The organism is Streptomyces sp. NPDC090077 (genome assembly GCF_044747545.1).
GTDB lineage: Bacteria > Actinomycetota > Actinomycetes > Streptomycetales > Streptomycetaceae > Streptomyces.
Genome location: NZ_JBIVEG010000022.1, coordinates 18,985 through 43,593, shown reverse-complemented (window position 1 = coordinate 43,593; position 24,609 = coordinate 18,985). Strand labels below are relative to the sequence as shown.

Annotated in this window: 21 protein-coding genes; 7 read left to right on the top strand and 14 right to left on the bottom strand. The window is 72.0% G+C overall.

Annotation, left to right across the window (positions count from 1 at the left end; genetic code table 11):
* Nucleotides 1–9: 9 nt before the first annotated feature.
* On the bottom strand, nt 10–1,035 hold the full coding sequence (locus ACIPW5_RS29075; RefSeq protein WP_401250974.1) for an ATP-dependent 6-phosphofructokinase: 1,026 nt from the start codon (nt 1,033–1,035) through the stop codon (nt 10–12).
* A 232-nt stretch (nt 1,036–1,267) separates the two neighbouring features.
* Between ACIPW5_RS29075 and pta the strand changes: the two genes are divergently transcribed.
* The 5 genes from pta (at nt 1,268) to ACIPW5_RS29050 (ending at nt 10,620) form a co-directional block, all read left to right on the top strand.
* Complete coding sequence (pta, locus tag ACIPW5_RS29070) at nt 1,268–3,355, top strand: phosphate acetyltransferase (RefSeq protein ID WP_401250971.1); 2,088 nt, start codon at nt 1,268–1,270, stop codon at nt 3,353–3,355.
* Nucleotides 3,356–3,390: 35 nt separating this feature from the next.
* Complete coding sequence (locus ACIPW5_RS29065; protein WP_401250968.1) at nt 3,391–4,605, top strand: acetate kinase; 1,215 nt, start codon at nt 3,391–3,393, stop codon at nt 4,603–4,605.
* A gap of 61 nt (nt 4,606–4,666) precedes the next feature.
* Nucleotides 4,667–6,097: a pyruvate kinase gene (gene pyk, locus ACIPW5_RS29060; RefSeq protein ID WP_401250966.1), complete on the top strand. Its 1,431-nt coding sequence runs from the start codon at nt 4,667–4,669 to the stop codon at nt 6,095–6,097.
* A gap of 378 nt (nt 6,098–6,475) precedes the next feature.
* Nucleotides 6,476–10,240 carry a hypothetical protein gene (locus tag ACIPW5_RS29055; RefSeq protein ID WP_401250963.1) on the top strand — a complete coding sequence of 1,255 codons (3,765 nt, stop codon included), beginning with the start codon at nt 6,476–6,478 and terminating at the stop codon, nt 10,238–10,240.
* On the top strand, nt 10,240–10,620 hold the full coding sequence (locus ACIPW5_RS29050; RefSeq protein ID WP_401250960.1) for a hypothetical protein: 381 nt from the start codon (nt 10,240–10,242) through the stop codon (nt 10,618–10,620). Before ACIPW5_RS29055 ends, ACIPW5_RS29050 begins: the two co-directional genes overlap by 1 nt.
* Before the next feature lie 63 nt (nt 10,621–10,683).
* Here the strand turns inward: ACIPW5_RS29050 and ACIPW5_RS29045 are convergent, their stop codons facing one another.
* The 4 genes from ACIPW5_RS29045 to ACIPW5_RS29030 all read right to left on the bottom strand — a co-directional run bounded on the left by ACIPW5_RS29045 (nt 10,684) and on the right by ACIPW5_RS29030 (nt 14,851).
* Nucleotides 10,684–11,976 (bottom strand): hypothetical protein, encoded by a 1,293-nt coding sequence (locus ACIPW5_RS29045; RefSeq protein WP_401250957.1) that lies wholly within the window; start codon nt 11,974–11,976, stop codon nt 10,684–10,686.
* Nucleotides 11,966–12,511: a DUF6114 domain-containing protein gene (locus ACIPW5_RS29040; protein ID WP_401250954.1), complete on the bottom strand. Its 546-nt coding sequence runs from the start codon at nt 12,509–12,511 to the stop codon at nt 11,966–11,968. Before ACIPW5_RS29040 ends, ACIPW5_RS29045 begins: the two co-directional genes overlap by 11 nt.
* Before the next feature lie 113 nt (nt 12,512–12,624).
* The gene (locus tag ACIPW5_RS29035) at nt 12,625–13,272 is read right to left on the bottom strand and encodes a DUF6230 family protein (RefSeq protein ID WP_401250952.1); all 648 of its coding nucleotides are present in this window, start codon (nt 13,270–13,272) and stop codon (nt 12,625–12,627) included.
* Between the two features lie 586 nt (nt 13,273–13,858).
* Complete coding sequence (locus ACIPW5_RS29030; RefSeq protein WP_401250949.1) at nt 13,859–14,851, bottom strand: tetratricopeptide repeat protein; 993 nt, start codon at nt 14,849–14,851, stop codon at nt 13,859–13,861.
* A 242-nt stretch (nt 14,852–15,093) separates the two neighbouring features.
* On the opposite strand from ACIPW5_RS29030, the gene ACIPW5_RS29025 reads away from it, so the two are divergent.
* A complete protein-coding gene (locus tag ACIPW5_RS29025; protein WP_401250946.1) occupies nt 15,094–15,732 on the top strand; it encodes a TetR/AcrR family transcriptional regulator in 639 nt (212 codons plus the stop codon).
* 93 nt (nt 15,733–15,825) lie between these two features.
* Here the strand turns inward: ACIPW5_RS29025 and ACIPW5_RS29020 are convergent, their stop codons facing one another.
* From ACIPW5_RS29020 to ACIPW5_RS29005, 4 genes are all read right to left on the bottom strand, one after another.
* Entirely contained in the window at nt 15,826–17,526 is a 1,701-nt protein-coding gene (locus ACIPW5_RS29020) for a methylmalonyl-CoA mutase (RefSeq protein WP_401250944.1), read from the bottom strand.
* Nucleotides 17,527–17,623: 97 nt separating this feature from the next.
* Entirely contained in the window at nt 17,624–17,953 is a 330-nt protein-coding gene (locus tag ACIPW5_RS29015; RefSeq protein WP_401250941.1) for a DUF3817 domain-containing protein, read from the bottom strand.
* 146 nt (nt 17,954–18,099) lie between these two features.
* Nucleotides 18,100–18,609: a MarR family winged helix-turn-helix transcriptional regulator gene (locus tag ACIPW5_RS29010; RefSeq protein ID WP_401250938.1), complete on the bottom strand. Its 510-nt coding sequence runs from the start codon at nt 18,607–18,609 to the stop codon at nt 18,100–18,102.
* Nucleotides 18,610–18,630: 21 nt separating this feature from the next.
* Nucleotides 18,631–19,893: an MFS transporter gene (locus tag ACIPW5_RS29005; protein ID WP_401250935.1), complete on the bottom strand. Its 1,263-nt coding sequence runs from the start codon at nt 19,891–19,893 to the stop codon at nt 18,631–18,633.
* Nucleotides 19,894–19,986: 93 nt separating this feature from the next.
* On the opposite strand from ACIPW5_RS29005, the gene ACIPW5_RS29000 reads away from it, so the two are divergent.
* Nucleotides 19,987–20,985, top strand: coding sequence for a DUF5937 family protein (locus tag ACIPW5_RS29000; RefSeq protein ID WP_401250933.1), 999 nt, complete (start codon nt 19,987–19,989; stop codon nt 20,983–20,985).
* A gap of 799 nt (nt 20,986–21,784) precedes the next feature.
* Here the strand turns inward: ACIPW5_RS29000 and ACIPW5_RS28995 are convergent.
* From ACIPW5_RS28995 to ACIPW5_RS28975, 5 genes are all read right to left on the bottom strand, one after another.
* Entirely contained in the window at nt 21,785–22,417 is a 633-nt protein-coding gene (locus tag ACIPW5_RS28995) for a TetR/AcrR family transcriptional regulator (protein ID WP_401250930.1), read from the bottom strand.
* The gene (locus ACIPW5_RS28990; protein ID WP_401250927.1) at nt 22,414–23,094 is read right to left on the bottom strand and encodes a DUF4166 domain-containing protein; all 681 of its coding nucleotides are present in this window, start codon (nt 23,092–23,094) and stop codon (nt 22,414–22,416) included. The genes ACIPW5_RS28995 and ACIPW5_RS28990 overlap by 4 nt, the downstream gene beginning before the upstream one ends.
* Nucleotides 23,091–23,789, bottom strand: a complete 699-nt coding sequence (locus tag ACIPW5_RS28985) for a hypothetical protein (protein ID WP_401250924.1) — start codon at nt 23,787–23,789, stop codon at nt 23,091–23,093. The genes ACIPW5_RS28990 and ACIPW5_RS28985 overlap by 4 nt, the downstream gene beginning before the upstream one ends.
* 176 nt (nt 23,790–23,965) lie before the next feature.
* Nucleotides 23,966–24,262, bottom strand: coding sequence for an MTH1187 family thiamine-binding protein (locus ACIPW5_RS28980; protein ID WP_125816333.1), 297 nt, complete (start codon nt 24,260–24,262; stop codon nt 23,966–23,968).
* Nucleotides 24,259–24,603, bottom strand: a complete 345-nt coding sequence (locus ACIPW5_RS28975) for a DUF3817 domain-containing protein (protein ID WP_401250921.1) — start codon at nt 24,601–24,603, stop codon at nt 24,259–24,261. The genes ACIPW5_RS28980 and ACIPW5_RS28975 overlap by 4 nt, the downstream gene beginning before the upstream one ends.
* Between the last annotated feature and the right edge of the window lie 6 nt (nt 24,604–24,609).

Below are 24,609 nucleotides of genomic sequence, written 5' to 3'. Positions count from 1 at the left end.
TTCGCCCGGTCAGAAGACCGACTCGGCCTCGTACATCCGGTGCTCCGGAACGGTCTTGAGCTCGGTGACGGCCTCGGCCAGCGGGGCCATCACGATGTCGGTGCCGCGCAGCGCGGTCATCCTGCCGAACTCGCCGCGGTGCACGGCCTCGACGGCGTGCCAGCCGAAGCGGGTCGCGAGGACGCGGTCGTAGGCGGTGGGTACGCCGCCGCGCTGCACGTGACCGAGGATGACCGGGCGGGCCTCCTTGCCGAGGCGGTGCTCCAGCTCGATGGCCAGCCGGTTGCCGATGCCGGCGAAGCGCTCGTGGCCGTACTGGTCGATGGCGCCCTTCTCGTACGGCATGGAGCCGGCCGCCGGGTGCGCGCCCTCGGCGACGCAGACGACGGCGAACTTCTTCCCGCGGGCGAACCGCTCCTCCACCATCTTCACCAGGGCGTCCACCTCGAAGGGGCGCTCGGGCAGGCAGATTCCGTGGGCGCCGCCGGCCATGCCGGACTCCAGGGCGATCCAGCCCGCGTGACGGCCCATGACCTCGACGACCATCACGCGCTGGTGGGACTCGGCGGTGGTCTTGAGGCGGTCGATGGCCTCGGTGGCGACGGTGACGGCGGTGTCGAAGCCGAAGGTCCGGTCGGTGGAGGAGATGTCGTTGTCGATGGTCTTCGGTACGCCGACCACCGGCATCCCCGCGTCGGCCAGCATCCGGGCGGCCGTCAGGGTGCCCTCGCCGCCGATCGGGATCAGCGCGTCGATGCCGTAGCGCAGCGCCAGTTCGCGGGCGTTCTCGGCGGCCTCGTGCAGCCGCGCGCGCTCCATGCGCGCCGAGCCGAGGATCGTGCCGCCGCGGGCCAGGATGCCGCTGACGGCGTTGATGTCGAGGGGGCGGTAGTGGCCGTCGAGGAGGCCCTTGAACCCGTCCTCGAAGCCGATGACCTCGTCCCCGTGTCCGACCAGGGCACGGTGTACGACCGACCGGATGACAGCGTTCAGGCCCGGGCAGTCGCCGCCTGCGGTGAGAACTCCGATACGCATCGTGCTGTGTCTCCTGCCGTACATATGAAGGACGTAAGGGCGTATTTGATGACGCCTGTCCGATTGTTCCACGTTCCGAGAGGGGTGCGCGCTCGGCACTGCTCCACCCACCAGGCCTTTCGTCCCTCCGGCCCGGACCTTTTCCCGGGGGTGCCCTATCCACCGACGGAGGTATTGTCAAGGGGTCGAGGCACATCAATAAGAGATCCACTGCAGGGGACGGAGAGCCCGCGTGACGCGCAGCGTGTACGTGACCGGTATCGAGCGGGGAGACGGCCGGCAGGTCGTCGAACTGGGGATCATGGAGCTCCTGACCCGGCAGACCGGCCGGGTCGGCGTGTACCGCCCCCTGCTGCACGACGGGCCGGACCGGCTCTTCGACCTGCTGCGGGCCCGCTACCGGCTCGACCAGGACGCCGCGACGGCCTACGGCATGGAGTACCACGAGGCCTCCGCCATCCTCGCCGAGAAGGGCACCGACGAGCTGGTCTCCCGGCTGGTCGACCGCTACCACCGGGCGGCCCGGGACTACGAGGTCATGCTGGTCCTCGGCACCGACTACGCCGACACCAACCTGCCCGACGAGCTCGCGCTCAACGCCCGCCTCGCCAACGAGCTGGGCGCGGTCGTCGTCCCCGTCGTCGGCGGCACCAAGCACCCCGCCGAGGCCGTGCGCGCCGAGGCCCGCAACGCGCACCGGGCCTACGAGAGCCTGGGCTGCCACGTCGTGGCGATGGTCGTCAACCGGGTGGCCCCCGAGGACCGCGACCTCATAGCCGAGCGGCTCGCCGCCCGCCTCCCCGTGCCCTGCTACGTCCTGCCCGACGACAAGAACCTGTCCGCCCCGACCGTCGCCCAGATCACCCGGGCGCTCGGCGGCGAGGTGCTGCTCGGCGACGACGCCGGGCTCGCCCGCGACGCCGTGGACTTCGTCTTCGGCGGCGCCATGCTGCCCAACTTCCTGAACGCGCTGACCCCCGGCTGCCTCGTCGTCACCCCCGGGGACCGGGCCGACCTGGTGGTGGGCGCGCTCGCAGCCCACGCCTCCGGCACCCCGCCGATCGCGGGCGTGCTGCTGACCCTGAACGAGCGCCCGTCCGCGGACGTCCTGACGCTGGCCTCGAAGCTCGCCCCCGGCACCCCGGTGGTCTCGGTCGCCGGCAACAGCTTCCCGACCGCCGCCGAACTCTTCTCGCTGCAGAGCCGGTTGAACTCCGCGACCCCGCGCAAGCTGGAGACCGCGCTCGGCCTCTTCGAGCGGCACGTGGACACCGCCGAGCTGCGCGGGCTGCTGTCGGTGGCCCGCTCCGAGCGCGTCACCCCGATGATGTTCGAGCACGAGCTGCTGGAGCGGGCCCGCTCCGAGCGGCGCCGCGTGGTGCTGCCCGAGGGCACCGAGGAGCGGGTGCTGCGCGCCGCGGACGTGGTGCTGCGCCGGGGGGTGTGCGACCTGACCCTGCTGGGCGAGGAGCAGGCCATCCTGAAGAAGGCCGGCGACCTGGGCGTGGACATCTCGGGCGCACAGCTGATCGACCCGGCGACCTCCCCCCTGCGGGAACGATTCGCCGAGTACTACGCCAAGGCCCGCGCGCACAAGGGCATGACCGTCGAGCTGGCCCACGACGTGGTCACCGACGTCAACTACTTCGGCACCCTGATGGTCCAGGAGGGCCTGGCCGACGGCATGGTCTCCGGCTCGGTGCACTCCACGGCCGCCACCATCCGCCCCGCCTTCGAGATCATCAAGACCAAGCCCGAGGCCTCCATCGTCTCCTCGGTCTTCTTCATGTGCCTGGCCGACCAGGTCCTCGTCTACGGCGACTGCGCCGTCAACCCGGACCCCGACGCCGCCCAGCTCGCCGACATCGCCGTGCAGTCGGCGGCCACCGCCGCCGCCTTCGGCGTCGACCCGCGGATCGCGATGCTCTCGTACTCGACGGGCACCTCGGGCTCCGGCGCGGATGTGGAGAAGGTCCGCAAGGCCACCGAGGCCGTCCGCGAGCAGCGCCCCGACCTGCTCATCGAGGGCCCGATCCAGTACGACGCCGCCGTGGAGCCCTCGGTCGCCGCGACCAAGCTGCCCGGCTCCGAGGTGGCCGGCCGGGCCAGCGTGCTGATCTTCCCGGACCTGAACACGGGCAACAACACGTACAAGGCGGTGCAGCGTTCGGCCGGCGCCGTCGCGGTCGGCCCGGTGCTCCAGGGCCTGCGCAAGCCGGTCAACGACCTCTCGCGCGGCGCCCTCGTCCAGGACATCGTCACCACCGTGGCGATCACCGCGATCCAGGCGCAGTCGCAGCCCCGGCCCCAGGCCCAGTGATCCCCCCACCGCACCCGAAGGAAAGACCCCCCACCGTGACCGCAACGCGCGTACTCGTCCTCAACTCCGGCTCCTCGTCCGTGAAGTACCAGCTGCTCGACATGGCCGACCGCGCCCGACTCGCCGCCGGCCTGGTGGAGCGCATCGGCGAGGAGACCTCCCGCCTGGTGCACGAGCCGCTCACCGGGGCCGGCGCCGCGGGCGGCAGGCGCGAGCGGGTCGGCCCGATCGCCGACCACGGGGCCGCCCTGCGGGCGGTCGCGGCGGAGCTGGCGGCCGACGGCCTCGGCCTGGACTCCCCCGAGCTGGCGGCCGTGGGCCACCGGGTGGTGCACGGCGGGACGCGGTTCACGCAGCCGACGGTCATCGACGACGAGGTGCTCGCGGAGATCCGCAGCCTGATCCCGCTCGCCCCGCTGCACAACCCCGCGAACGTGACCGGCATCGAGGTGGCGCGCGAGCTGCGCGGGGACCTGCCGCAGGTGGCCGTGTTCGACACCGCCTTCCACTCGACGATGCCGGAGCACGTGGCGCGGTACGCGATCGACGCGGCGACCGCCGACAAGTACGCCATCCGGCGGTACGGCTTCCACGGCACCTCCCACGCCTACGTCTCCCGGGCGACGGCCGCGCTGCTGGGCAAGCCGGTCGAGGACGTGAACGTGATCGTGCTCCACCTGGGCAACGGCGCCTCCGCCTCGGCGGTGCGCGGCGGGGTCTGCGTGGAGACCTCCATGGGGCTGACCCCGCTGGAGGGCCTGGTCATGGGGACCCGCTCCGGCGACCTGGACCCGGCGGTGATCTTCCACCTGGCCCGGGTGGGCGGGCTCTCCGTCGACGAGATCGACTCGCTGCTCAACAAGAAGAGCGGTCTGCTGGGTCTGTGCGGCGACAACGACATGCGCGAGGTGACGCGGCGCGCGGGCGAGGGCGACGAAGCGGCCCGGCTCGCGCTGGCGGCGTACGTCCACCGGCTGAAGAAGTACATCGGCGCTTACACGGCCGTCCTGGGACGGGTGGACGCGGTCGTCTTCACCGCGGGCGTCGGCGAGAACGCCTCCGCCGTGCGGGAGGCCGCGATCGCCGGCCTGGAGGAGCTCGGCCTCGCCCTCGACCTGGAGGCGAACGCCGCGCGCTCCCCGGAGCCCCGGCTGATCTCCCCGGACTACGCGCGGGTGGCGGTGGCCGTGGTCCCCACCGATGAGGAGCTGGAGATCGCCTCCCAGGCGTACGCGCTGGTTACCCAGTAGTCACTTGGACTTTCCGCCAGACGGAATATTCCGCTACGAAACAAACGGATAGGATCCGGTCATGCGCCGTTCCAAAATCGTCTGCACGCTGGGCCCCGCCGTCGACTCGTATGAGCAGCTGAAAGCGCTCATCGAGGCAGGTATGAACGTGGCCCGATTCAACTTCAGCCACGGGTCCCAGGCAGAACACCAGGAGCGGTACGACCGCGTCCGGAAGGTCTCCGAGGACACCGGGCGCGCCGTCGGCGTCCTCGCCGACCTCCAGGGCCCCAAGATCCGTCTCGAAACCTTCGCCGAGGGTCCCGTCGAGCTGGTGCGCGGTGACGAGTTCACCATCACCACCGAGGACGTCCCGGGCGACAAGTCCATCTGCGGCACCACCTACAAGGGCCTCCCGGGCGACGTCGCCAAGGGTGACCAGGTCCTGATCAACGACGGCAACGTCGAGCTCCGGGTGACCGAGGTCGACGGCCCGCGGGTCAAGACCATCGTCATCGAGGGCGGTGTCATCTCCGACCACAAGGGCATCAACCTGCCCGGTGCGGCCGTGAACGTCCCCGCCCTGTCGGAGAAGGACATCGACGACCTGCGCTTCGCCCTCCGCATGGGCTGCGACATGGTCGCCCTGTCCTTCGTCCGCGACGCCAACGACGTCAAGGACGTCCACCGCGTGATGGACGAGGAGGGCCGCCGGGTCCCCGTCATCGCCAAGGTGGAGAAGCCGCAGGCCGTCGAGAACATGGAGGCCGTCGTCGCGGCCTTCGACGCGGTCATGGTGGCCCGCGGCGACCTGGCCGTCGAGTACCCGCTCGAAAAGGTCCCGATGGTCCAGAAGCGGCTCATCGAGATGTGCCGCCGCAACGCCAAGCCGGTGATCGTCGCGACCCAGATGATGGAGTCGATGATCACCAACTCCCGCCCGACCCGCGCGGAGGCGTCCGACGTCGCCAACGCCATCCTCGACGGCGCCGACGCGGTCATGCTGTCCGCCGAGTCCTCGGTGGGCGCCTACCCGATCGAGACCGTCAAGACGATGTCGAAGATCGTCACGGCGGCCGAGGAGGAGCTCCTCTCCAAGGGCCTCCAGCCGCTGGTCCAGGGCAAGAAGCCGCGCACCCAGGGCGGCTCCGTCGCCCGCGCGGCCTGCGAGATCGCGGACTTCCTGGACGGCAAGGCCCTGGTCGCCTTCACCCAGTCCGGCGACACCGCCCGCCGCCTGTCGCGCTACCGCGCCACGCAGCCGATCCTCGCCTTCACCACGGACGTGAACACCCGCAACCAGCTCACCCTGAGCTGGGGCGTCGAGTCGGCCATCGTCCCGCACGCCGACAGCACGGACGCGATGGTGGACCTGGTCGACGCCGAGGTGCTGAAGCTCCAGCGCTTCAACGCCGGCGACACCATGATCATCACGGCCGGCTCGCCCCCCGGCGTCCCGGGCACGACCAACATGGTCCGCGTCCACCACCTGGGCGGCGGCACCCCCGCCTGAAGCCCGAAGGCCTGACGGCCTGAGCGCCTGACTCTGCCGCACAGAGACCGAGGGCGGCACCCCGGAATCCGATCCGGGGTGCCGCCCTCGGTGTTTTCCGCGTCCGGTTTCCGTTGCCTGTGGCTACTGGCCAGTAGTTTCGGCCGAAACCCAGCGGGTGTGGCCGAAATCGCACTACCGGCGGTAACTCGATCGTGAAACGCTCGAAGCGCCTTGGGGGAAGGCGAACGGGGTTGTGCACCTGACCCGTGCACACAGGGGGAATCGACCAGCTCTGCTCCACCGGACCACTGCCGCATGCCGCGGCGGCGGCCCGGCCGTACGTACGCGCGCCTTCCTTCGGGCTGACCAGAACCCCTGAAGACAGGCAACAAGCACGTGCAAAGAACCACCCTCCTGCGGGGCAGGAGCCGCGCATCCCGCGACGCCGTGCGGCGCGGCCTGGCAGGCACCGCCCTGCTCACCGCCTCCGCGGTCCTCGTCGGCCTCATCCAGGCCGCCCCCGCGGGCGCCGTCGAGGTCCCCCCGGACACCGACCCGCCCTACCGCCCGATCAGCCTCGGCGAGCAGGCCCGCCTCGACCGCTGCGCGGCCGGCTTCGCGCTGCACATCGGCGGGCCGGAGATGAAGAAGACGGCGGCCAAGGCCCTCACCGGTCCCGCCGCCGACCTGTCCACCGCCACCGACCTGGCCACGGGCATGTACCCGCTGGACCAGGCCCGGATCAAGGACCGCGACTCGTACGAGGGCTCCCCGGTGGCCTCGGCCGAGCGGCGGGAGCGCTGGGAGAAGGCGAACTACCCGTACTGGAAGTCCGGCACGGGCGCGGGCATCGACCAGTACGCGCCCAAGTTCGACAAGGACGTCGTCGCCTTCACCCTGGGCCCCCAGCGGGACCTGTACAACCAGCTGGGCTCCGACGCCCACGCCGTGCCCTCGAAGACCGCCCTCGACAAGGCCAAGGCGCTCGCCGCCGAGCTCAAGGGCAAGGACGAGAACCACGACTTCGTCACCAACGGCATGCTCAAGGACGCGGCGAGCGCCAACTACCGCATGCCGACCGCGAGCGACATCGCGCGCTACCTGCGGCTCGGCGGCTACCTGGCCAAGACCCCCGCCGAGGACTCGGCCGAGTTCCGCCTGGAGGTCGAGGCGCTGAAGGTCGCCTGGGGCGCGTGTGACAGCCGCAACCCGCTCGACTTCTACCGCGTCATGTCCCCGATCGTCGTCACCGCGCACATGGAGTGGGAGAAGGAGTACGCCTCCCAGGCCAAGCCGCGTGCCGAGATCGTCAACGCCGAGGTCGCGGCCGCGGCCGAGGTGCGCGAGTCCACCGAGGCCATGATCGAGGCGCTGGGCCAGGCGTGGCTCGCCGACCAGATCCTGACCTGGCAGAAGTACTGGGCCGGCCAGCCGGCGTCGAGCCGTCCGGCCGCGTCCGTGTTCACCCAGGCCACCAAGGACCTGGCGACGGCGCGCACCAAGGCCGCCGAGCAGGCGAAGAAGGCGGCGGCCTCCGCCGCGTCCGCCAAGACGGCGTCCGAGAAGGCCGACACCGCGCAGGACGCGGCGTGGGCGCTCGCCGACGCGGCCAAGGCGCCGCGCGGCCGGGGCCTGCTCTTCGCGCAGCAGTCCGTCCAGGTCGCGAAGGCCTCGGCCGCCGCCGCCCAGGCCGCGGCGAAGGCCACCGAGACGGCCTCGAACGCCGCCAAGGCGACCGTCGCGGACAGCAAGACCCTCTACGCCCTGGCGCAGACCCAGTCGCACGCCCTGAACACCGAGTTCCGCCGGGTCGCCGCGCAGGAAGCCGCCGCCCAGGCGAAGGCCGCCGCCGCGTCGGCCGCCGCCCAGGCCAAGGAAGCCGCCGACAACGCCACCAAGGCGAAGGCCGCCCAGACCACGGCCGAGGCCGCCCAGGAGACCGCCCGCAAGGCGGCCGACACGGCGAAGGCCGAGCGGATCAAGGCCGAGCAGGAACGTGACGTCGCCAAGGCCGAGCACGCCAGGGCCACGGCGGAGCGGAACAAGGCGCTGGCGGCGGAGAAGCGCGCCGCCACCGAGCGCGAGGCGGCGGGCAAGGCCCGTACCGCCGCCGAGTCCGCCGGCTCGACCGCCGCGGACAAGCTGGACGCCGCCGAAGGCGCCGAGCAGCGGGCGGCCATCGCCCGTGACGCGGCCGCTCAGGCGGAGCGCGACATGCGGGCCAAGGACGCCCGCGCCTCCGCCCTGGAGTCGGCCGCGGCCGCCGCCGAGGGCACCGCCGCCGCCGCGGACAGCCGCAAGGCCGCGACGGAGGCCCGCACCGCGGCCAACACCGCGAAGGGCGCGGCGGACCGTGCCCGCACGGCCGCCGACGAGGCGGGCTCCGTCGCGGTCGAGGCCCGTGCCGCCGCCACCCGGGCCGAGGGCGCCGCCGCCCGCTCGCAGGCCGCGTACGAGAACGCGAACTCGCAGTGGTGGACGAGCTACGCGGCCGCCCAGACAGCCCACGCGGCTGCCGCCGAGGCCATCGACGCCTCGGACGCCGCCAACGCGAACGCCGTGAAGGCGGAGGCGGAGGCCAAGAAGGCCCAGGCCGCCTCGGTCCGGGCCAAGAAGGAGGCGGCCGCGGCCCAGGACGAGGCCGAGAAGACCTCGGCCTGGTCCGCGGTCACCGCCGGACACGCCTACGCGACCGCCCAGGCGGCCACGGCCGCCCGTGACTCGGCCGCGGAGGCCGTCAAGCCGGCCAACACCGCCATCGCGGCCGGTACCCCGTACCGGGAGTCCGACTCCGCCGCCGCCTTCGCGGTCCTGGTGGGGCAGTCCGCCAAGTCGCTCGCCGAGCAGCAGGCGGCGGCGGCCACCGCGAAGTCCGAGGAGGCGACCAAGGCCGCGGCCGCCGCCAAGGCACTGGCCGACAAGGCCTCCGGTGACGCCAAGCTCGCCGCCCAGGCCTCGGCCGCCGCCGCAGCGGACACCGCCGCGGCGCTGAAGTCGGTCGCCGCCGCTCGTGCCTCCGCCGCCACGGCGGCCAAGGCCGCGGCTGCCGCCAAGGCCGCGGAGACCAAGGCGACGGAGTACAACTCCCAGGCCGGCGCCGAGGTCCTCCTCGCCGGGAACGCCTCACGGGACGCGGCCAGCGAGGCCGCCGCCGCCAACAGCGAGGCCACCGAGGCAGAGAAGAGCGCCGCCAACGCCCGTACCTCCGCCAACGCTGCCAAGAAGGACTCGGACGCCGCGAACGGCGCGGCCACCAAGGCCGAGTCGGACGCGAAGGCCGCAGAGGGTGCCGCGGCCAACGCCCAGCAGTCCGCGAAGGACGCCGACGCCTCGGCGGACCGGGCCGAAGAGGCCTACCGCAAGTGGGAGGAGGAACAGCGCGCCGCGCAGATAGCCGCCTCCAAGAACGACGGCGGTCCCGGTTACGGCGGCGCGGACCTGAACCTCACCCAGGAGGAGGCGCTGCGCAAGGCCTGCGGCCAGGCCTGCGTGGACGAGTACAAGGCCGCTCTGGAAGCGGCCAACAAGGACGTCATCGACTGGGTGGTCGAGAACGGCGGCCAGATCCTCCTCGACGTCCTGGGTGTGACCGCAGCCAAGAAGTGCTTCTCCTCGTGGGACGTGGAGAGCTGCCTGTGGACGGCGCTGAACGTGGTCCTCGTCGGCGCCGCAGTGCTGAAGATCCCCCAGGTCGCGGTAGCCGTGACCAAGATCGCGGTTGGCCTCGGCGGCTACTTCCGCGCAACGGCCGCGGCTGTCCAGACCCTCGCCCGGCTGAAGCCGATCGCCACAGTCAGCGCGCACGTGGATTTCGGCGCCTTCCGCACCATCACCGCCGTGGGTATCGACCCCACCCTGATCAAGCGTGCCATCACCGCTGGCGGCTGGAAGTGGACGGTCAGCACCGGACACGCCATGAACCGCGCCCACAAGGCCCCCAAGGGCGCGCCTTCCTTCCCCGCCCTCAACACCACTCACCTAAACCCAGACACCATCGAGAAGGCCCTTATCCTCGAAACCCTGACCCACATGGGCAAGGGCGGCAGCATGCAGGGTTTGCAGAAGATCATCGTCACCATCGATGGCATGGAGATCACCGGACACATCTTCAAGTTCGGCGACGATGCCATCTCCATCTCGACCTACTACCGGACCGGCTGATGAGCGAACAACGAACGACCCTGACGGAGCTGCTGAAACTGGGGCACGGCGTCACACCCGAGGACAACCCGGGAGTGACCCCCGAGCAGTTCGGACTCGCCGAGTTCGAGTACGTGGAGACGATCATCTACGCGGGCCCGGACGAGATCCTCTCGATGCTGCGCACGCTGAAGGCCGAGAACTTCATCGGCCTCCCTCCGTGGGCACGCAACCTGGCCTACCGGATCGCGTGCCTGCAGCGCCCGGACGACGCGGCACTGCTACGGGAAGCGGCTGACGACCTCCTCGCCTTCGGCCCCGACTGGGACGACATCGCGGAGGAGCTCCAGGCGAAGGCGGACCTCCTCGACCCGCCGAAGGGACCGGGGGCGGCTTCCTAGCCGCGCCGGCCGTGCAAGAAGGCCTGCACCCCGAGGGGTGCAGGCCTTCTTCGCGTGCCGGGACTACTTCTCCGCCGGGCCGATGTAGTTCTTCAGGCCCGGGACGGTGAGGTTGCCGCCGAACTGGCCGGCCTGGACGACCTTGACCTTCGTGAAGAAGGCGAAGGGGACGTTCACGGGCGGCGGGGTCTTCGGGGTGAACTCGACCGGGATGATCCCGAGCAGGTTGCCCTTGAGGCTCTCCGTGTACATCGTGACCTTGCCGTCGCGGATCTTGGACGTGGAGCCCGGGCGCGACTTGAGGTGGGCGATGTTGGGACCCTTCCCGACCGTCTGGTAGAGGTCCTTGATGTCCAGCGAGTCCGCCGTGAACTTCAGGACCTTCTTGACCTTGCCGCTCGCCGTCTTCACCTCCACGATGCCCTCGTAGTTGAGGCCGTAGAGGGTCAGCAGGGAGCTGTCGAGGTACCAGGGCTCGTCCGGCAGGAGCGGGATCCCCTGCTCCAGCTTGGCGTTGGCGAAGGCCTCGGCGTCGAAGGTCGGGCAGGGGAAGGGCTGCTTCCCGTCCGGGTCCGTCGTCGCCGACGTGCTCGGGGAGGGGCTGGGCGAGGCGCTGTCCGCGTCCTTGGCCGTCTTGCCCGTCTCGTCCTTCGGCTTGGTGACCGTGTCCTTGACGCTCTGCGGGAGCTCCTCGACCTTCACCCCGGCCTTCTTCGCGGCGTCGCGGATCGCGTCGGCCGTCGGGTCGGCGGTCTTCGTCGTGCTCGGGGTGGTGGGCGCGGGCGCCGGGGTGGCCGGCTTCTTCGCGTCCTGGAGGGGCTTGCCGATTCCGCCCACGAGGTCCTTGAGGGCGTCGCCGAGGCCCAGCGGGTCCAGCGGGTTCGCCGGCTTGGCGGCCGGAGCCGAGGTCCCTGCCGACGTCGACGGGGACGGCGAAGCCGGCGTCTTCGGGGTCTCGGGCTTCTTGGCGGACGGCGCGGCCGAGGGGCTCGTCGACGGCTTCGGCGCCTTGCTCGCACCCGGGGACGGGCTCGCACCCGGCGAGGCGGAGACCGAGGGCGACGGCGACGTGGACGTCGAAGGCGTCGGCGAGGGCGACTGCGTGGGCTCGTCGGACCGGGTCACGCACGGGCCGGGCGCGTACGGGATGTCCTTGTCGTCGGCCAGCGCCAGCTTCGGCGCCATGCCCATCCCGACGAGGACCGCGGTCGGCATCGCCGCGAGCGCCATCGTCTTGCCGACGGGGATCTGGATCTTGTTCAGCAGCGACTTCCTGGGCGCCGCGTGACGCGGGCCCTTTCTCACGCGGGGTTCCGCACCGGGGTCCATGCCCCGCTGCGTCTCGTCACCCGGCACTGTTCCTCCCGCCATCGGCGTGGGCAGTCGTCTCGGTCGAGTACGCCGTTTCCGTGGGACGGGGACCCGGGATGCCGTGGAACGGGTCCACGGGCGGAACGTCGGCCACGTCGGCGGGTTCCTCCTCCACCGCGGCGCCCGGCGCCCAGGCGAGGGCGAGGCAGCCGCCGATCAGGGAGGCGAGGAAGCCGATGAAGAAGCCTCCGAGGTTGGACACCGGGATCGACACCAGGGCGAGCAGGATCGCGGCGACGCCGGCGAAGACCCGGATGCCCTGCTGGAACCAGAGGGCGATGCCCAGCGTGATCAGGAGAACGCCGATGATGAGCGAGCCGGCCCCGGCCGTCGTCGCCATCGCGATGGTGACGTTGCCCAGCCGGACGTCCGCGTACGGGAAGTAGGCGATCGGCACACCACCGAGGGTCGTGAACAGGCCGGCCCAGAAGGGGCGGCCGCCCCGCCAGTCACGGAACTGGTGGCGTGCGACGGTAAGCCAGTGGTCGTCTGCGGCGCGAACCTGGGACGCGGGGTTCATGGACAACAGCTCCCTGGAAACGGTGGTACGGAGAAATCTGTGGAGCCCGGGCGGGCGCACGGCGGCCGCTGCCGCCGTCCGCCCGCCCGGTCACGTCACAGGACGGGAGAGGCTTACTTCTCGTCCTGGTAGCACGGCTCGTTGCCGCTGATCAGGCGCAGCTTGAGGTCGGGCAGCGTGAAGGTGCCCGCCGTCGTCGCCCACGCCTTCTGGCGCACCTTCGTCAGGACGGCCTTCTCGGCTCGCTGCGAGAAGAGAGCGCCGTCCGCCACGGTGCCGGGGACCGGCTTGGTCTTGTGGCCCTCGTCGCCCACCGCGACACCGATGTCGAGCTTGTCGAACTTGGCGTCCGCGTCGAGCTCGGCCACGTCGAGGTAGAGGTTGGTCGCCTCGGCCGCACGTCCCTTGTTGCCCGTGCGCAGCTGCATGGTGATGGCACCGAGGCCGGGCACCGGGGTGACCAGCGACTGGCACATGTTGGTGATCTTGGCGGAGCTGAAACCGGAGATCGTGACAGGGTGCTTGCTGACCTTGTCCTTGTCGCCGATCGTCTTGCCCTCGGCGACACTGCCGTACTGGATCAGGTCATAGCCGACGAGCTCGTCCGCCGACACCTTGAAGTCCTGGCCCGAGACGCTGAAGGACGCCGCGAGGGCACCCTGCGCCAGACCCACACCGACCGCGGCCGTGGCCGCGATGCTCGGGACCATGACGAGCGCGAAGCGCTTCCATCTGGTCCCGCCACGAACCTGAGAACTCATCTTGTTCCTCCTTCTCGGACGTACATCTCCGGTCCGGGCCGGGAGGCCCGTCCTGGGATGGGAGAAGTGCTACGTCCTCGGGAAGGAGCGCAGGCGGCCGAGCCGCGGCGCAGCCGCGTCCGATACACCGGCGTTCACCCCCGAGCGACAACCACTGGGCCACGCGTTCGCGCAACCTGGAGGACAGGCCCTGCCGGTGTGGCAGAGACCCCCCTGTCCACGGCCGGTGCCACTGTCACCGGCCGGCCCGGTGGGGACCCTCCGCCGCCGTTCCGGGTGAGCGGTTCTGCGGGAAGGACCGAGCGTCGCCGATCGTGGTCCATTCCCGGCCGGGGCACAAGGGGGTTCGTTACTGGCGGGTAACGGCTGGATAACCGGAGCCTTGCCCGGCGCCGTCGCGCGGCCACACAGGGTGTCACCCTGGGCCACGACAGAAGGGGTGAAGAACGAACCAACCGGACAGTTCACGGGGTTCGATTTACTGCGAGTAACAGCGGCCGCGATTACCAAGTTTTGGCAAAGCGCGGCCGCTGTTTATCTCCGTGTCAACAAATCGCCGGCAGCGGCACACGCCACCGGAGTACGGCTAGAACAGCACCCGGGCCAGCGCCGTACGGGCCTGCGAGACCCGCGGGTCGTCCGCGCCGATCACCTCGAACAGCTCCAGCAGCCGGACCCGCACCGCGTCCCGGTCGTCACCGAACGTGACCCGTACGGTGTCCACCAGACGCCCGAAGGCGTCCGCCACGTGCCCGCCCGCGAGGTCCAGGTCGGCCGCGGCCATCTGCGCGGCCGGGTCCTTCGGGTTCGCGGCCGCCTCGGCGCGCACCGTCTGCGGGTTCATGTGCTGGACCCGGGACAGCAACTCGGCCTGGGCCAGGCCCAGCTTCGCTTCGGTGTTCGCCGGGTCGTCGGCCAGTACGTTCTTGTACGCCTGCACCGCACCGGCCAGGTCGCCCGCGTCCAGCGCGACGACGGCCGCCTCCAGCAGCGCGTCGTACGGACCGGCCGGAATCTCTGCGGGGGCCGCCGGGGCGCCCTCGGCACCGGGGTCGACCTGGAGGCCGATGAGCCCGAAGCGCTCCTCGGCGACCTGGACCAGCTGGGCCAGGGTCTCGCGGATCTGCTGCTCGGGCGCCACGCCCTGGAACAGCGGCAGCACCTGGCCGGCGACCACGGCGAACACGGCCGGGATGCCCTGGATGCCGAACTGCTGCATCAGCATCTGGTTGGCGTCGACGTCGATCTTCGCCAGGACGAAGCGGCCGTCGGCCTCGACGGCGAGGCGCTCCAGCAGCGGGCCGAGCTGCTTGCAGGGCTCGCACCACTCGGCCCAGAAGTCGATGACGACCGGAACCTCGTTGGAGAGCTGGAGCACGTCGCGCTCGAAGCCCGCCTCGGATACGTCGAAAACGAGGGCGGACGGCGGTACGGCGCCGCCGGGCGCGCTGCCCGCGCCGCCGCCGCCCTGCCGGGCCGCGTCCTTGCGCGCCTGCTCGGCCTTGGCCTTGGCTTCGCCGGCCGCCTTCACAGCGGCGAGGTCGACCACGCCGCTCATGGACATGTTTCTGGGCTGCATGCGTACATCCTCCCCCGTGTGCGCGCGCCGACGAAAAGGATCCCGAAAGATCGTCCTGCGTTGTGCGGTGTTCCGCTGGTCGGCGCCGGGTCCCCACCTGGCGCCTGTCTGCAGCTTCGCGTGGTTGTCGCTCTTACGCTACGAGCCGTAGCGTAACTCCCCCGGAGCCCGCGCGCCCCGTGATCTGAACCACAGCGAAAGGGCCCCCGCCGGTTCCCCTACCGACCGGTATGGTCTCGGCCATGCGCAACCCCAGCCCCGGCGTCAGCACCCCGCACGGCCGCACCGGCCGCCCCCGCAGCGCGGCCGCCGACACCGCGATCCTCGCGGCGACCCGGGACGCGCTGGTGGAACTGGGCTGGTCGAAGCTGACGATGGGGGACGTCTCGACCCGCGCCGGGGTCGCGAAGACCACCCTCTACCGGCGCTGGGCCGGCAAGAACGAACTGGTCGTGGACGCCGTCGCCGAACTGTTCGACGAGTTGGAGCTGCCGGACCGGGGCTCGCTCGAAGCCGACATCGAGGACGTGGTGCTCCAGTTCGCGCGGCTGCTGCGGCGTCCGGAGGCCCGTACGGCCCTGATGGCCGTGGTCGCGGAGTCCACCCGGGACGAGGCGCTGCGGGACCGGATCCGGTCGGCGATCGTGGACCGGCAGAAACGTCTCGTCGTACTGGGCCGCGAACGGGCCCAGGCCCGGGGCGAACTCCCGTCCGAGGAGGACTCGGCGCTGGCCCGCCAGACCACGGATCTGATCTTCGACGTGATCGCGGGCACGGTGGTGCACCGGGCGCTGGTGAGCTGCGAGCCGGTGGACGAGCTGTGGGCGGGGGCCTTCACCGCCCTCCTGATGCACGGCCTCCAGGGCGCGGCAGGGGTCTGACCGGGAAGCCGGAAAGCCGGAAAGCCGGGACGGCCGGTCGCGCGGCCCCCGCAGGGGCGGTGCGACCGGCCGGTCCGTGCCTTCGCGGGCGGGCTAGAAGCCCGGCGGCTCCGTGTAGACGCCCCACTCGTCGCGCAGGACGTTGCAGATCTCGCCGAGCGTGGCCTCGGCGCGCACCGCGTCCAGCATGGCGGGGATCATGTTCGACCCGTCGCGGGCGGCGTCCAGCATCGCCTTCAGCGAGGCCGCCACCTTGGCGTCGTCGCGGCGCTCCTTGCGGGCGGACAGGACGCGGACCTGCTCGGTCTCCACCTCGTGGCTGACCCGGAGGATCTCCAGGTCGCCGGTGACGGAGCCGTGGTGGACGTTGACGCCGACGACCCGCTTGTCGCCCTTCTCCAGGGAACGCTGGTACTGGAAGGCCGACTCGGCGATCTCGCCGGTGAACCAGCCGTCCTCGATGCCGCGCAGGATGCCGGAGGTGATCGGACCGATGGGGTGCCGGCCGTCCGGGTGGGCGCGCAGGCCGCGCTCCTTGATCTGGTCGAAGATCTTCTCGGCGTCGGCCTCGATGCGGTCGGTGAGCTGCTCGACGTACCAGGAACCGCCCAGCGGGTCGGCGACGTTGGCGACGCCGGTCTCCTCCATCAGCACCTGCTGCGTGCGCAGCGCGATCTCGGCGGCCTGCTCGCTGGGGAGGGCGAGGGTCTCGTCGAGGGCGTTGGTGTGCAGGGAGTTGGTGCCGCCGAGGACGGCCGCGAGGGCCTCGACCGCGGTGCGCACCACGTTGTTGTACGGCTGCTGCGCGGTGAGGGAGACGCCTGCGGTCTGGGTGTGGAAGCGCAGCCACATGGCCTTGTCCGACTTCGCGCCGTAGACCTCCTTCATCCAGCGGGCCCAGATGCGGCGGGCGGCGCGGAACTTGGCGATCTCCTCGAAGAAGTCGAGGTGCGCGTCGAAGAAGAAGGAGAGGCCGGAGGCGAAGTGGTCCACGTCCAGGCCGCGGGAGAGGCCGAGCTCCACGTAGCCGAAGCCGTCGGCCAGGGTGTAGGCGAGCTCCTGCGCGGCCGTCGCCCCGGCCTCGCGGATGTGGTAGCCGGAGACGGAGAGCGGCTTGTAGGCGGGGATGCCGTTCGCGCAGTACTCCATGAGGTCGCCGATGAGGCGCAGGTGCGGCTCGGGTTCGAAGAGCCACTCCTTCTGGGCGATGTACTCCTTGAAGATGTCGGTCTGGAGCGTGCCGTTGAGCACGGCCGGGTCGACGCCCTGGCGCTCGGCGGCGACCAGGTACATGCAGAAGGCGGGCACGGCGGGGCCGCTGATGGTCATGGAGGTGGTGACGTCGCCGAGCGGGATGTCCTTGAAGAGGACCTCCATGTCGGCGGCGGAGTCGATGGCGACGCCGCAGTGGCCGACCTCGCCGAGCGAGCGCGGGTCGTCGGAGTCGCGCCCCATCAGGGTCGGCATGTCGAAGGCGACGGAGAGCCCGCCGCCGCCGGCGGCCAGGATCATCTTGTAGCGCTCGTTGGTCTGCTCGGCGTTGCCGAAGCCGGCGAACTGGCGGATGGTCCAGGTCCGGCCGCGGTAGCCGGTGGCGTGCAGTCCGCGGGTGAAGGGGTACTCCCCCGGCCAGCCGATGCGCTCGAACCCCTCGTAGGAGTCGCCGGGGCGGGGCCCGTAGACGGGGTCGACGTCATCTCCGGAGAGCGTCGTGAAATCGGCCTCGCGCTTGCGGGCCTTGTCATACCGGGCCTGCCAGCGGCGGCGGCCCTCCTCGATGGCGTCAGCGTCCATACCCACGAATTTACTAGGACGTCCTAGTAAATGTCGATGGGAAACCCCCGGGGAGTCTCCCCGGGGGTGTCGCGGTCCAGTCGGAGTCCGGCCCCGCTCAGGCCTTGGCGGTCACCGGACCGTCGGCGACCAGCGGCTCGACCTCGGCGCGGATGCCCCGCTCGACGAAGAAGGCGGCCAGCGGGATGGTCCCCGAGACCAGCACCCACAGCAGCTTGCCGAACGGCCACTTGGCCTTGGAGCCCAGGTCGAAGGCGAAGACCAGGTAGATCATGAAGAGCACGCCGTGCGCCTGCGAGACCGCGAAGGTCAGGCCGGCGCCGGTGTCGAAGCCGTACTTCGCCACCATGCAGGCGCAGAGGATCAGGAGCATGACCGCGGTCACGTAGGCCATGACGCGGTAGCGGGTCAGCACGCTTCGTTTCATGCCGTCGAGCCTAACCGTCCGTTTTGCTCGATCTTGACGCGGCCCCGGGTCCGGAGCCGGTCCGTGGCCCGGATCCGTGGCGCCGGGCCGTGGCGCCGGTCCGTCGCCCGGATCCGTGGCGCCGGTCCGTGGCGCCGGTCCGTGGCTCAGCTCTCGTCGAAGTCCTCGGCGGCGACCCGCAGCGGGCGCAGCAGCGCGAAGATCTCCCCGCACTCCTCCGAGTCGTACACGCCGAGGCCGAAGTCGACCGCCATCAGGTCCTTCGTCGCCGCCTCGACCACCTCGCGGCCCTTGGCCGTGATCGACGCGAGCGTGCCGCGGCCGTCCTGCGGGTTGGGGCGCTTGTCGACCAGACCGGACTTCACGAGCCGGTCCACGGTGTTCGTCACCGAGGTCGGGTGGACCATCAGGCGCTCGCCGATCTTCGACATCGGCAGCTCGCCCGCCTGGGAGAAGGTGAGCAGCACGAGCGCCTCGTAGCGGGCGAAGGTCAGCCCGTACGGCTTCACCACCGCGTCGACCCCGGCCAGCAGGATCTGGTGCGCGCGCATGATGGAGGTGATCGCCGCCATGGACGGCACGGGACCCCAGCGCTGGCGCCAGAGCTCGTCGGCGCGGGCGATCGGGTCGAAGGGGAGGCTGAGCGGCTTGGGCACCCACCAGACCCTACCGGGCGGTCATATGACCGCGAGTCCCGTCTCATTCCTCGACCGCCGCAGTTCGGTCAGCAGCAGTACGACGACTGCGGTGCCGAGCGCACCGGACCCGGCGACGACGACGTGCGCCGGCAGGAACTCGGCGGCGGCTCCGGCGAGGGCCATGCCGACCCCCTGGAGGGTCATCAGGCCGGTGCTCAGCAGGGTCATCGCCCGCCCGCGCAGTTCCTCGGGGACGGCGTCCAGGTACATCCGGTCCAGCCCGAGGGTGTAGGCGTGCGCCAGCCCGGCCGCCAGGAGCGCCGCCAGGACCAACGCCGGGCCGGGGCGGACGGCGAACAGCAGGAGCGGGAGCAGGGAGGCCGCGGCCAGCGGCGCCGTGATCCGCGAACGCGTTCGGGCGGTGAGCGCCGACCCCGCCCAGAGTTCACCCGCAACGGTGCCGACGGGCAGCGCGCACATCAGCACCCCCAGGGTGACGGTCCCGGCCCCGACGCCCTCCGTGTACGGGGCCAGCAGCGCCTCCGGTACGACGGCGAAGGCGGGCGGCAGCCAGCACAGCAGGGTGAGCGCCCGCAGCCGGCGCCCGCCGAGGACGGCCCGCAGCCCGCCGAGGGGCGACGCGCGCACGGCCGGCCCGCCGGCGGCGGCGCGGGCGGGCCGGGCCCTGGTGCCCAGCCGCAGCAGCAGCGCGGACGCCAGGAAGCCGGCGGTGGTGAGCGCGAGCGCCGCGCGCGGGGAGACGGCGGCCAGCAGCAGGCCGCCGAGGCCGAAGCCGGCGAGCTGGGCGCTCTGCGCGACCATCCGCAGCAGCGAGCGGCCGAGCACGAAGGCCTCGCCGGTCCCGAGGACGTCGGTGAGGGAGGCGCTGCGGGCGCCCTGGAAGAGCGGGGCCACGAGGGCCATGGCGCAGCGCAGTACCAGGATCCCCGCGACCGGCGTGCCCGGCCAGACCATGCCGGCCGCGCAGGCGGCGCACAGCAGGTCGCAGCCGACGAGCACCCGCCGGGCCGGGTAGCGGTCGGCGAGCGGGGCGAGGAGGGTGCCGCCGACGGCGTACGGCAGGAAGCCCAGGGCGAAGGTGAGCGCGCTCATCAGCGGGGAGCCGGTGGCGCGGTAGACGAGCACGGTGAGGGAGATCTCGGCGACGACGACGCCGAGCAGGGACAGCAGGTGCGCGGCGAAGACGGCACGGAACTCGCGGACGCGGAACAGGGGGCGGTACCCCGTCGCGGGGCCCCCGGCGTCGGGGGCGGGGGCGGGGGCGGTGCTCTCGGTGGGCATGGGCCGAACCCTGGCGGGGCTAGGCTGGCGGCCGTAGTGATTCGGCCCGGGCCGAATCTTCCGGCGGCGGTGCCCGGGGGCGGGTGGGGGCGCATGGGGTTCCACTACCGGTTCGGGCCGGCCGACCTGCTGCGGTGCCGGTTCGCGGTCTCACCGCTCTGGGAGACCCAGGAGGCCGTACGGGTGCTGCTGCGCCCGCACCGGCAGGCGTACCACCTGCCCTGGCTGAGCCGGGTCCGGTCCGCCGCGGCCGGCCTGGACCTGCGTCCGCTGTGGCTGCTGATGCCGAGGAAGGGGCACAACCCGGACCTGCTGAGCCCCGCGCCGGCCGGGCCGTCCGTCACCTTCGGGGAGGAGCTGGCCCGGGTGCGGGCGGCGGCCGGTGACCCGGAGGCCGCGCGCGAGGACCTGCGGCGGTCGCTGGTCTGCACCCCGGGGGCGGTGGACGGCGACATCGGGCGGCGGATGCTGGCGGATCCCGCGCGGGCGGTGGGGGAGCTGGCCGATCTGTACGAGCGGGCCTGGGAGCTGCTGATCGCCCCGCACTGGCCCCGGCTGCGGGCCCTGCTGGAGGCGGACGTGCTGTTCCACTCCCGCCGCCTGGCGGAGGGCGGGCTCCAGGCGCTCCTCGACGGGCTCCACCCGGACCTGCGCTGGCGCGGGGAGGAGCAGACCCTGACCATCGAGCGGCCGTCCCACCACGACCGCGAACTCGGCGGGCAGGGGCTGCTGCTGATGCCGAGCGCCTTCGTCTGGCCGGAGGTGGTGGGCGGCTTCGACCCGCCGTGGCAGCCGGCGCTGGTGTACCCGGCCCGGGGCATCGGCGCGCTGTGGACGGCCTCGGCCGGTCCGGCCCCGCGGGCCCTGGCGGGGCTGCTGGGGCGGGGCCGGGCGGAGGTGCTGTGCGCGCTGGGCGAGCCCGCCTCGACCACGGCGCTCGCGCAGCGGCTGGGCCTGGCCCCCTCGACGGTGTCGGCGCACCTGAAGGCCCTGCGGGCGGCGGGGCTCCTGCTCCCGTTCCGCCGCGGCCACCAGGTGCTGTACGAGCGCACCCCGCTGGGCATCGCCTTGGCGGCGGGGGGTGGGGGGTGAGGGGGGGGTGGGCGCGCTATCTCCCCCTCGACCCCCGTCGGTCGATCGGTGCCTGCCCACCCGCCTCCCTGTCTGCGGGCCGGGGGCCGGGTGGGCGGTGTCCTCTCGGGCGGTCTCAGGGAGGGTTGGGGGCTTCCCGTCAGTCCCATCGTCCTTCCGGTTCGCACCGGTCCCTCAAGGGCGCTCCTTCGTCGCGTCGCTACGTGATGGCCTTCGGCCACCCTTGACCGACCGGCACGAACCGGAAAGCCGAAAGACTGCCGGGAAACCCCCAAAGAAACGGTCACCGGGCAAAGGACACAGGGACGGGTCCGTCAGGGATGGGCGAGGGGCCGGGCCTTGGCCGGCCCGGCATCCGGGCCACGCATCTCTGATTCCGCCCAAGGGCGCGGCTACCTGCACGAGAAGTCGATCAGAGCGGCCTGCGGACCACCCAAGCGCGACAGATCGCTACGTGCTCCTCCCGGCTTGGCGTCCAGCGACCGCCTTGGGCTGATACCTGCACCAAAAGTCGATCAGAGCAGCGCGGAAGCGCAGGGGCGCGACAGATCGCTACGCGCTTCTCACGTCTCAGCGGCCAACGGCCGTCCTGGGCCGATACTCGCGCCAAAGGACGAACAGAGCCTCGGGCAGCCCGGGTCCGGGCCGTCGCGCGGGCTGGAGGATTCAGCCCCGCCGGCGATTGAAGCGCGGGGGTGCGGGGGCGGAGCCCCTGCGAGGGGTCCGGGCGCAGCCCGGGGAACGGGCGAAGGGTGGGGAGGGGCAGCCCCGCGCAGCGGCAGACCGCCCCGCCGGGGGCCTAGCCCCGGGTCCCCCGCCGGAGGCCGTGGCGGACGGCGCGCTGGGTGAGGGGGCCGAGGCCCTCCAGGACGGCGGCCAGTGCGGCCAGCTGTTCCAGGGCGTCCAGGGCCCGCCCGGCCCCCTCCGGGTCGACCCCCTCGTACAGCTCGATGCCGACGAACGACGCGGCCGTGGCCCGGGCCAGGCCCGCCGGGTCGGCGAAGCCGGCCAGCGGGGTCGCTGCCAGCAGCCGGCTCAGGACCGTCTCCAGCTCCTCGATCCACAGGCCCAGTCCGGCCGCGGTCGCCGCCGCCAGGGAGGGGGAGTTCTGGCCGGCCGCGAGCAGCTGGCCGAGCATGGCGACGTATCCGGCGGCCCGTTCCTCGGCGTGCATCTCCCGGGCGAACTCCAGCAGCTCGGGCAGGCTGCCCAGGGCCGCGAGCCGGTCGCGGTAGCGGGCGACCCGCTGCTCGGCGCCGTAGCGGCAGGCGGCGGCGAGCAGTTCGTCCACGGAACCGAAGTGGTAGAAGATCAGCCCCTGCCCGACGCCGGCGGTGGCCGCGATGGTCCGGGCCGAGGCCTTGGTGATGCCCTGTTCGACGAGGGTGCGCAGGGCGCCTTCGAGGAGCTTCTCCTTCGTCCCCGCGCTCATGCCCGGACCTCCTCGCGGACGGGCCGCAGGTCGCCGCGGACCCCGTGCGCGCGGGCGTCGACGTACTCGGCGGTGAAGGAGCCCTCGTAGCCGAAGAGCGGCCCGAAGCGGCGGTTGACCACCCGTACCCGGATCCGGAAGCGGCCGGTGGCGTCGTCGTAGGACTCGCGCACCTCGGCGTCGCCGCCGATCAGCTCGGGCACGCGGACGTCGACCGGGCCCTCGCGGAAGCGGTGCTCGCCGGAGCGGATGAGCAGGGAGCCGTCGGGCTCGGCGCTCATGTGCAGGTCGCTGGCGAGGTGCTGGTGGGTGCCCAGGTAGTCGAGGACGCAGTCGCGTTCGGGGCTGTGGACCATCGTGGCGTCGAAGCGGCGCGGTCCGTCCGGGAGCAGGAAGGTGCGGACGAAGGTGACGGTCTCCCGGCCGAAGGAGTCGGTGTAGGGGAGGTTCTCTATGACGAAGGGGATGTTGCGGCCTTCGCGCGGGACCAGGATGTTGCGGGTGCCGCCGAGCCGGAGGAAGGGCTTCACGAAGCTGGCTCCGTGCCAGATCCGCTCCATGGTGCCGCGGCCGATGCAGCCCTCCCCGCTGTGCAGGCCGACGGAGAAGCGGCGCTGGATCTGCGGGTGCAGGCGGTCGAAGTCGGCGCCCATGTGGGCCTGGAAGATGGAGGTCACGACGGCTCCAGGGTGGTCAGCAGACGGGGGGCGGCGGCGGTGCGGCCGGGCGGTGTGCGCAGGCAGCGGCGGGCGGCCGGGGTGCCGGGCAGCGGCGGGAGCAGCAGCGCGGCGGCGAGTACGGGCAGGGCGGCGGCGGGCGGGGCGTACGCGAGGGCGGCGGCGCAGAGCAGCAGGCGCAGGGCGGTCTCGGCGAGGGCGCGGGCGAGCGCGCGGCCGGGCGGGGTGCCGCGTTCGCACCACAGCCGCAGCCGGTCGAAGGACCAGGCGGTGCCCCAGCCCATGAGGGGTCGGAAGACCAGCCGGTCGGCGAGGGCTCCGAAGCGGCCCCAGCGCGGCCGGTAGTCGTAGCCGGTGAGGAAGCGGATCCCGTCGGGGCCGGGGACGTAGCGCCAGTAGCCGCTGCCCTCGGCGAGCAGGGACAGCGGGTGGCCGGAGGCGAAGCGCAGGGCCGAGACGCGGGTCCCGTCGGGGCGGTGGCGTTCGCCGGCGGAGATCCCGGTGCCGGCGACGGAGAGGAAGGGCAGGAGGCGGGTGGCGTAGCGGAAGCGCTGGGGCTCGTCCCCGGTGCGCGGGAGGTAGTCGATGGAGGTGAACCTCAGGTCCCAGCGCTGGTGCAGGGCCGGGTCCTGGCTCCGCTCCCAGAGTTCGTCCATGCCGGTGCGGATCACCGTCTCGATGTACAGGCCGGCCATGGGCGCTTTCCTCCCGTGCGTTTTGAGCGGTCGCTCAAGAAGGAAGGTAGGCGATTTTGAGCGGTCGCTCAATGAGTTGAGCGACCGCTCAATCGTGAGCCCGGTCACATCGGGGCATGTAAAAAGCGCCCCCCGCCGGTGGGCGGGGGGCGCTCTTCTGAAGCGGTGCGGGCGGGTCAGCCTTCGGCGAGGTGCCGTTCGACCGTCTCGACCTTCGAGGTGATGCCGTCGGTGACGCCGGGGCGGATGTCGGCCTTGAGGATGAAGGAGACCCGGGGGGCCCGCTCCTCGACGGCGGCCACGGCACGCCGGACCACGTCCATGACCTCGTCCCACTCGCCCTCGACGGTGGTGAACATGGCGTCGGTGCGGTTCGGCAGCCCGGACTCGCGCACGACGCGGACCGCGTCGGCCACGTACTCGCCGACCTCTTCGCCGACCCCCAGCGGGGTCACCGAGAACGCGACGATCACGCTTCCGCCGCCTGGCGCGCGCGGGCGGCGATGACGCTGTCGGCCTCGTCGCGCTTGAGCAGCTTGTCGCCGTAGAGGCCGCCGAAGGGCAGCAGCGCGAGGACGAAGAACAGGGCGACCTTCTTGACCGGCCACTTCGCCTTGTTCCAGACGTCGAGCAGGAAGATCGCGTAGATGACGAACAGGATCCCGTGCAGGATGCCCAGCGGCATCATGAGGTAGTCGATGTCCGACACCCGGCTCAGGAGCGAGCCGAAGATCAGCAGGGCCGGGAACGACAGCGCCTCCGGAACGGAGATGAGGCGCAGCCGGTGCAGGGCGGAAGCGGTCTTGATGTCCACGTGGAA

Excerpts from the sequence above, each read along its gene's own strand:
- pyk (WP_401250966.1), top strand. The coding sequence starts at position 4,667 with ATGCGCCGTTCCAAAATCGTCTGCACGCTGGGCCCCGCCGTCGACTCG.
- ACIPW5_RS28985 (WP_401250924.1), bottom strand. The coding sequence starts at position 23,789 with ATGGCCGGCCTGTACATCGAGACGGTGATCCGCACCGGCATGGACGAA.
- ACIPW5_RS29025 (WP_401250946.1), top strand. The coding sequence starts at position 15,094 with ATGCGCAACCCCAGCCCCGGCGTCAGCACCCCGCACGGCCGCACCGGC.
- ACIPW5_RS28995 (WP_401250930.1), bottom strand. The coding sequence starts at position 22,417 with ATGAGCGCGGGGACGAAGGAGAAGCTCCTCGAAGGCGCCCTGCGCACC.
- ACIPW5_RS29000 (WP_401250933.1), top strand. The coding sequence starts at position 19,987 with ATGGGGTTCCACTACCGGTTCGGGCCGGCCGACCTGCTGCGGTGCCGG.
- ACIPW5_RS29040 (WP_401250954.1), bottom strand. The coding sequence starts at position 12,511 with ATGAACCCCGCGTCCCAGGTTCGCGCCGCAGACGACCACTGGCTTACC.
- ACIPW5_RS29050 (WP_401250960.1), top strand. The coding sequence starts at position 10,240 with ATGAGCGAACAACGAACGACCCTGACGGAGCTGCTGAAACTGGGGCAC.
- ACIPW5_RS29075 (WP_401250974.1), bottom strand. The coding sequence starts at position 1,035 with ATGCGTATCGGAGTTCTCACCGCAGGCGGCGACTGCCCGGGCCTGAAC.
- ACIPW5_RS29035 (WP_401250952.1), bottom strand. The coding sequence starts at position 13,272 with ATGAGTTCTCAGGTTCGTGGCGGGACCAGATGGAAGCGCTTCGCGCTC.
- ACIPW5_RS29030 (WP_401250949.1), bottom strand. The coding sequence starts at position 14,851 with ATGCAGCCCAGAAACATGTCCATGAGCGGCGTGGTCGACCTCGCCGCT.
- ACIPW5_RS29015 (WP_401250941.1), bottom strand. The coding sequence starts at position 17,953 with ATGAAACGAAGCGTGCTGACCCGCTACCGCGTCATGGCCTACGTGACC.
- ACIPW5_RS29020 (WP_401250944.1), bottom strand. The coding sequence starts at position 17,526 with ATGGACGCTGACGCCATCGAGGAGGGCCGCCGCCGCTGGCAGGCCCGG.
- ACIPW5_RS29005 (WP_401250935.1), bottom strand. The coding sequence starts at position 19,893 with ATGCCCACCGAGAGCACCGCCCCCGCCCCCGCCCCCGACGCCGGGGGC.